This is a genomic window from Allokutzneria oryzae (genome assembly GCF_042429765.1).
Taxonomy (GTDB): Bacteria; Actinomycetota; Actinomycetes; order Mycobacteriales; family Pseudonocardiaceae; genus Allokutzneria; species Allokutzneria oryzae.
Map to the genome: position 1 here is coordinate 145,270 of NZ_JBHLZU010000004.1, position 6,809 is coordinate 152,078.

The window sequence follows — 6,809 nt, forward strand, 5'->3', positions numbered from 1 at the left end:
GCGGCCAGGCGATGCAGCTTCGTGGATGTCCGTGGGATTTTGAATGTTGCGGAAGGCTGAAGTTTCGCGTCCGAAGGTGTGATATCGATAGGGCTCAGAAGCTTTATGGCGTTGTCGCAAAGCGGTATCGCGGCGAGGTCGTGAACAGAGGGTGGCAGGTTTACTCCGGACGAGTGGGGATGGAGGATCCGGCGCCTGTTGCCTCCTGTTGTGGTCATGTGTGCTCACGCGTGGCGTCGTCACCATCGTTCACATCTTGTATGGGTTTCCCTGGAATCTGGGGGTTCAATGGGCACCCGTTTCGTATTCAGCATGCTCGGACCGCTGGAGGTCCGGGCGGGTGAGGCCGTCGTGCCGGTCTGCGGCCAGCGGCAGCGCACCGTGCTGGCCATGCTGCTGCTCTCGCCAGGCCGGGTCGTCTCGGTCGACAGCCTCGTCGACGCCGTCTGGGAGGGCGCGCCGCCCGCGACCGGACGCACCCAGATCGCCATCTGCGTTGCCGGTCTGCGCAAGGCGTTCAAGGCGGCGGGCTGCACCGATGACGTGATCATCACCAGCTCGCCCGGCTACAAGCTGCTCGCCGACGAGCACCTGATCGACGTCGTGCAGTTCGAGCGGGGCATCGCCGCCGCCGAGCTCGCCGCGCGGCAGGGCCTCGTCGAGCAGGCCGAGGAGGGGATGCGCGAGGCGCTCGAACTCTGGCGCGGCCGGGTGCTGGCCGGGGTCTCCGGCCGCGTGGTGGAGTCCGAGGCCGCGCGGCTGGAGGAGCTGCGGCTCGGCGTCTGCGAGCGGCGCACCTCGCTGCGGCTGGAGCTGGGCCAGCACCGCGAGCTGGTCGGCGAGCTGACCGCGCTCGTGCGCGAGTACCCGCTGCGGGAGCAGGCCCGCGCCTGCCTGATGCTGGCGCAGTACCGCTTGGGCAGGCGAGCCGAGGCGCTGGAGACCTTCCGGACCGGCAGGCGGCAGTTCATCGACGAGTTCGGCATGGAGCCGGGACCGGTGCTGCAGAGCTTGCAGCGGGCGATCCTCAACGACGACGCGGAGCTGACGCCGCCCGCCGTGCGGCAGGGCCGGCCGGAGCCGGTGGCCCGCACCGCGCCCGCGCAGCTGCCGACGGGCGTCGCGCAGTTCACCGGGCGCGCCGTCGAGCTGTCCGCATTGGACAGCCTGGTCTCCTGCCGCGGGCTCTCCGTCGGGTTCGTCACCGGGGCCGCTGGCGTCGGCAAGACCGAGCTCGCGCTGCGCTGGGCGCGCAGCGTCGCCGAACGCTTCCCTGACGGTCAGCTCTTCGTCGACCTGCACGGCTACGACCAGGACAACGAGCAGGCGCAACCGGGTGAGGTCCTCGCGGGTTTCCTGCGCGCGCTCGGGGTCGCGGACGCGATGATCCCCGCCGACCTCGGTGAGCGCTCGGCGCTGTTCCGCAGCCTGCTCGACGGCAGGCGGATGTTGGTCGTGCTGGACAACGCGGCGTCCTGCACGCAGGTTCGCCCGTTGCTGCCGGGCGCGGGGGACAACGTCGTGCTGGTCACCGGGCGGGACCAGCTCGGCGAGCTGCTCGGCGGGCACGGCGCGCTTCGCCTGCGCCTGACCGGGCTCAGCCGGGGCGAGTCGGCCGAGCTGCTGGGCGCGGTGACCGCGCGGCGGGGCGAGGCCGAGCGGGGCGAGGCCGGGCGGCTCGCGGAGCTGTGCGGCGGGCTGCCGTTGGCGCTGCGCGTCTCCGCCGCCCGCCTCGCGGCCAAGCCGCACTGGAGCCTGGCGCACCTCGTGCGGCTGCTTGAGGACGACGAGCGGCGGATGGACGAGCTCAGCCCCGGCGGGCGCGGAGTGCGGGCGAGCTTCGAGTCCAGCTACCGCCGGTTGTCGCCGTCCGCCGCGGTGCTGTACCGGCGGCTCGGCCTGCTCGACGTTCCGGACTTCGCCGCGTGGGTCGGCGCAGCCGTGCTCGACAGCGGGCTGGTGGAGGCCGAGTCGCTGATGGAGGAGCTGGTCGACGCGCAGCTGCTGGAGGTCGCCACGGCGGCCGACGGCACCATGCGGTACCACTTCCAGTCGCTCTTCCGGTGCCACGCACGGGAGAAGGCGATGCTTGAGGAGAGCGTGGACGAGCGCGACGACGCGTGCCAGCGTGCGTTCGGCACCTGGCTCGCCCTGGCGAACGCGGCGCTGGACCAGGAAGAGGGTGCCGAAGTGCGCTCGCACCTCCCCCGCCGCGTCGATCCGCGCGAGCTGATCTCCGACCCCGCGTCGTGGTTCGAGTCCGAGCGGGCTTCGGTCGTCGCGGCCGTCGAGCAGACCCTGCGGATGGGCCTGGTGCTGCTGGCGCTGGACCTGGCGACCGCCGCGTGGCGGCTGCTGGTCAACGACAGGCCGATGCCGCTCAGCCCGGTCCTGGAGCTCGCGTCCGCCGAGGGCGGGGCCTCCCGGCCGCGGTCCAGGGAGAAGCGGTTGATCAGCAAGCTCATGGGTGAACTGGCCAGCTGAGAGGACGGACGAATGACCACGGCAGAAGGCGAGGCGACCAGGACGTGGTTCCGGCGCTACCGGCCGGTGGCGCGGCCGAGGGCGCGGCTGGTGTGCTTCGCCCACGCGGGCGGCGGGCCGAGCGCGTTCCGGTCCTGGCACGAAGGGCTTCCCTCCGACGTCGAGGTGCTCGGCGTGCGCTACCCCGGCAGGCAGGACCGGGTGGTCGAGGACTGCGTCGCGCGGATGGAGCCGCTCGCCGACGCGATCGCGGACGCGGTGAAACCGTTGCTGGACAGGCCGATGGTGTTCTTCGGCCACAGCATGGGCGCGTGGGTCGCCTACGAGGTGGCGCTGCGGCTCCACCGGGACCACGGCTTCTCCCTCGACCAGCTGCTGGTCTCCGGGCAGGTCGCGCCGCACCGCCACGAGCCGGGCGGAGAGGACCCCGGGGCCGAGGCCGTGATCGCGGAGGTGCGGCGGCTCGGCGGATACGACGCGCAGCTGTTCGAGGACCCGGAGCTGCGTGAGCTGGTCCTTCCCGCGATCCTGGCCGACTTCTCGTTGGTGCGGACCTACGCTTGTGACCCGCAGCGGCGCGTTGACGCCCCGGTGGTCGCCCTCTTCGGCGAGCAGGATGAGGACGCGCGCCCCGAGGACGTCCGGGCGTGGGCGGAGCGGACCACCGGCGGTTACGCGCAGCGCAGCTTCCCCGGCGGTCACTTCTACCTCGCCGAGCACGAGACCGCTCTGCTCCGGGAGATCTCGGCGCTGCTGGCCCCCGCGCACGCCTGATTCCGCGATAACGAGACGAAAAACCGGTTCTCTACCGTCGGTTTCGACCACGATCCTCGACAGGAAGGCCGGACGGTGCCAGCGAGCGCGGTGACGGACACTCTTGAGGAAGCCACGCTCGCCGGGCTGCGGGACCGGATGGCGGCGGGTGAGCTGAGCGCTCTCGACCTCACGCGGTACTACCTGGAACGGATCGAGCGGTTCAACGTGCGCGGCCCGCAGCTGCGCGCGGTGATCGAGGTCAATCCCGACGCGGAGAACGAGGCGCGCCGCTTGGACGAAGAGCGCAGTCGGGGAACCGTCCGTGGTCCGCTGCACGGCATTCCCGTGCTGCTCAAGGACAACATCGACACCGCGGACGCGATGCGCACGACAAGCGGCTCGACCGCTCTGCTCGGTTCCCGGCCCGCCCAGGACGCAACGGTCGCGGCGAAGCTGCGCGCCGCCGGGGCGATCCTGCTGGGCAAGGCCAACAAGACGTCGTGGATCATCGGCTCCTCGGGGTGGAGCGCGCGGGGCGGTCAGTGCCGCAACCCTTACCGGCTCGACCATTCGCCGCACGGCTCCAGCTCCGGCTCGGCCGTCGCCGTCGCGGCGAACCTGTGCGCGGTGGCCCTGGGAACGGAGACCGTGGGCTCGATCCTGGGGCCTGCGGCGGCGAACTGCGTCGTGGGTTTCAAACCGACGGTCGGCCTGACCAGCCGTGCGGGGATGATCCCGGCGATCAGGAGCTTCGACTCCATCGGCCCGCTGTGCCGCACGGTCGCCGACGCCGCCGTGGTTCTCTCGGCCATCGCCGGTGTGGACCTCCGTGACAGCGCGACCGCCGGTGCGGCCGAGAACGCGCACGCCGACTACACCGGCTTCCTGGCCGAGGACGGCCTCCGCGGCGCGCGCATCGGTGTGCCCCGTTCGGTTTTCTTCGGCTACAGCGAGGAAGCGGACGCGATCACCGAGCAGGCGATCGAGGTCATGCGCGCGGCGGGCGCCGAGATCGTGGACAACGCGGACATCGCCACCGCCGCGCAGCTGACCACGCATCCGGCCATCGGCATGGTGGTCGTCCAGGAGACCAAACACCACCTGGAGCGCTACCTCGCGGAGACACCAGGCGACCACCCGAAGACCATCGCCGAACTCGTGGAGTTCAACCGCGCCAACGCCGACACCGAACTTGTCCACTTTGGACAGGGCTCGTTGGAGATGCTGGCGGGGTTCGGCGACGTCGACCTGAACGACCCGGCCTATCGCGATGCGCTCACCGTGGTGCGTTCCCTCGCGGGCGAGCAGGGCATCGACGAGGTGCTGCGCCGGCACGGGCTCGACGCGCTGGTGATGCCGACGTGTCCGCCCGCGTGGCCGATCGACCTGGTCGAGGGCGATCCCGAGCCGCAGGGCGCGGCGGTCCCCTCGGGCGTGGCCGGATACCCGGCGGTGAGCGTCCCGGCAGGCTTCGCGGACGGGCTTCCGGTCGGGATCACCTTCACCGGGACGGCGTGGAGCGAGCCCACCCTGTTCCGGCTGGCGCGCGGATTCGAGCGGGCGCTGCCGGTGCGCAGGGCACCCGGGTTCGACAAGGTCTGACCAGGCTGCCGATCGGGAGGAGTCACGCCGGTGTCCGCACCCCCACAGGTGGACCGCGGTTCCGTGCTCGCCGAGGTCCTCGGTCGCGAGCTGGCACTGCTGCGCGTGACCGCCGACCGCGCGGACCCGTTGGAGGAGACGGTGTTGAGCCTCGTCGAGTGCGCGGCGCTCGCCGCGGAGGCGGTGCGGGACCTGCGCTCCGGCGGGCTGCCGACGGAGCGGTTGCCGGGCGTGCTGGAGGACGTGCTGGCCACCGCGCGCGCGGCGGTGCTGACCGCCTCGCACGCGGTGGTGGACTCACGCGGGGCGTGAGGGGTTCTCGAACCAGCAGATGTCGCTGAGATCGGGGAAGTCGCCCCGTGCCAGGTAGTCGGCTCCCTCGCGTTCGATGCGCTCGGCTGACGCCTCCGGTGTGCCCGGCCAGGGTTCGAACCCGTCGTCGGTGAGGGAGCCGGGGGTGATGGCGCCTTCGCGGACAAGCCGAGCCGTGCCGTCGATGGCCATCCGCAACCAGGCGACATCGTCCGTGCCACCCAGCGCGTGGCGGGCCGCCGCGACCGCGCTGGAGAAGGAGTACCAGTCGTCGTCTTCGAGCATGTACTCGCGGAACTCGTGCCACACGCTCAGTTCCATCCCTCGGGCCATCCTTCTCTGTTCCATCGCCCGTCTGGGATCCGGGTTCCTGTTCGCACGGTCACGGGCTTCGCGCTATGGGAACTTGTTGCGCAAGAGAGCGCTCCCAATTCGCGTTAAGTTGCCAAAACGCGAAACGAGGGGCGGGGTGGGGGTGGTGTGCGGTCGTGTTTGCCAGTCTAGGTATTGCCACCGGTGGCAAAGTCAGCCGATGCACCATTCGAGCACGGCCTTGGCGCTGTGCAGTTTCGCCTCCGCCTGGTCGAAGGCGATGGAGCGGGGGCCGTCCAGCACACCCGCGCTCACCTCCTCGCCGCGGTGTGCTGGCAGGTCGTGCATGAACACCGCGCCGGGGCTGGTGTCCAGCACGGACTCGTCCACGTGGAACGGTGCGAACAGGGTGCGCCAGTCCGGGTCGCTCTTCGAGGTTCCCGTCGTCTGCCACCGCGTCGTGTAGACGACGTCCATCGGCGTCGGCAGGTCGAGCATGTCGTGGCGTTCTTCGACCAGTGATCCGTTCTGCGCCGCGTAGTGCTTGGCCCGCACCAGGATCTCCGGATCCACGCCGAAGCCGGGGGGCGTGCGCAGGTGCAGTTCCGTCCCCGGGTAGCGGGTCAGGCCGAGCGCGAGCGCTGCCGCGGTGTTGTTGCCCTCGCCCAGGTACAGCACGCGCAGGCCGTCGATCCCGCCGAAGTGGCCGGCCATCGTGGTCAGGTCCGCCAGCGCCTGGGTGGGGTGCTCGCGCGCGCTCATCGCGTTGACCACGGACATCCGGTTCTGGGCGGCCAGCGCGCGCAGCTCCTCCGTCGTGCCCGCGGTCCTGGCCACCAGGCCGTCGAGCATGCGGGCCATCACCTGGCCCGTGTCCTCGATCGTCTCGCCCGTGTTGAGCTGCAGGTCGTCAGGGCCGTAGCTGATGATCCGCGCGCCGAGGCGCAGGGCCGCCGAGGAGAACGCCGTGCGGGTGCGGGTGGAGGTCTTGCGGAAGTAGACGCCCAGCACCGTGCCGGACAACGGTTCTCCGGCCGCGACGCCCTTCGCGTGCTCGACGCCCCTGGCCACGATGTGGCGCAGGTCGGCGTCGGAGAGGTCGGCGAGGGAGATCAGGTGCTTGCGCGTCGGGGTCATCTGCTCCGCTCCTACTCCGTGCAGGGACCGCCACGGTAGCCACCACCCATATCGTTCCGGCATCGTGCCGCCACTGCCTCGGAGAATGCGGCAATAACGGGACGAAAATGCGCGTGGATAGCCTCGTTCTCGACGGTGGTGAAGTCGGCCTTCCGGGCTGCTTTCCGGCCGTGCAGCGGTTTTCGGTCTACTCGGGAGTCGGTAAC

General features: G+C 70.9%; 6 protein-coding genes. 4 read left to right on the top strand and 2 right to left on the bottom strand.

Annotated elements, in window-relative coordinates:
- The first annotated feature begins 312 nt into the window (after nucleotides 1-312).
- The 4 genes from ACFFQA_RS05315 (at nucleotide 313) to ACFFQA_RS05330 (ending at nucleotide 5,154) form a co-directional block, all read left to right on the top strand.
- The gene (locus ACFFQA_RS05315; RefSeq protein ID WP_377850481.1) at nucleotides 313-2,484 is read left to right on the top strand and encodes an AfsR/SARP family transcriptional regulator; all 2,172 of its coding nucleotides are present in this window, start codon (nucleotides 313-315) and stop codon (nucleotides 2,482-2,484) included.
- Between the two features lie 12 nt (nucleotides 2,485-2,496).
- The gene (locus ACFFQA_RS05320; protein WP_377850482.1) at nucleotides 2,497-3,258 is read left to right on the top strand and encodes a thioesterase II family protein; all 762 of its coding nucleotides are present in this window, start codon (nucleotides 2,497-2,499) and stop codon (nucleotides 3,256-3,258) included.
- A 90-nt stretch (nucleotides 3,259-3,348) separates the two neighbouring features.
- Complete coding sequence (locus ACFFQA_RS05325; protein WP_377850483.1) at nucleotides 3,349-4,842, top strand: amidase; 1,494 nt, start codon at nucleotides 3,349-3,351, stop codon at nucleotides 4,840-4,842.
- 30 nt (nucleotides 4,843-4,872) lie between these two features.
- Complete coding sequence (locus tag ACFFQA_RS05330; RefSeq protein ID WP_377850484.1) at nucleotides 4,873-5,154, top strand: hypothetical protein; 282 nt, start codon at nucleotides 4,873-4,875, stop codon at nucleotides 5,152-5,154.
- On the opposite strand, the gene ACFFQA_RS05335 is transcribed toward ACFFQA_RS05330, so the two are convergent.
- Nucleotides 5,140-5,475 (bottom strand): hypothetical protein, encoded by a 336-nt coding sequence (locus tag ACFFQA_RS05335; RefSeq protein WP_377850485.1) that lies wholly within the window; start codon nucleotides 5,473-5,475, stop codon nucleotides 5,140-5,142. The two genes, ACFFQA_RS05330 and ACFFQA_RS05335, sit on opposite strands and share 15 nt — an antisense overlap.
- A 204-nt stretch (nucleotides 5,476-5,679) precedes the next feature.
- Nucleotides 5,680-6,603, bottom strand: coding sequence for an ornithine carbamoyltransferase (locus ACFFQA_RS05340; protein WP_377850486.1), 924 nt, complete (start codon nucleotides 6,601-6,603; stop codon nucleotides 5,680-5,682).
- Nucleotides 6,604-6,809: the final 206 nt, after the last annotated feature.

Bases quoted from the DNA above. Each gene is read 5' to 3' on its own strand.
- ACFFQA_RS05315 (WP_377850481.1), top strand. From the start codon at position 313: ATGCTCGGACCGCTGGAGGTCCGGGCGGGTGAGGCCGTCGTGCCGGTC.
- ACFFQA_RS05320 (WP_377850482.1), top strand. From the start codon at position 2,497: ATGACCACGGCAGAAGGCGAGGCGACCAGGACGTGGTTCCGGCGCTAC.
- ACFFQA_RS05335 (WP_377850485.1), bottom strand. From the start codon at position 5,475: ATGGAACTGAGCGTGTGGCACGAGTTCCGCGAGTACATGCTCGAAGAC.
- ACFFQA_RS05340 (WP_377850486.1), bottom strand. From the start codon at position 6,603: ATGACCCCGACGCGCAAGCACCTGATCTCCCTCGCCGACCTCTCCGAC.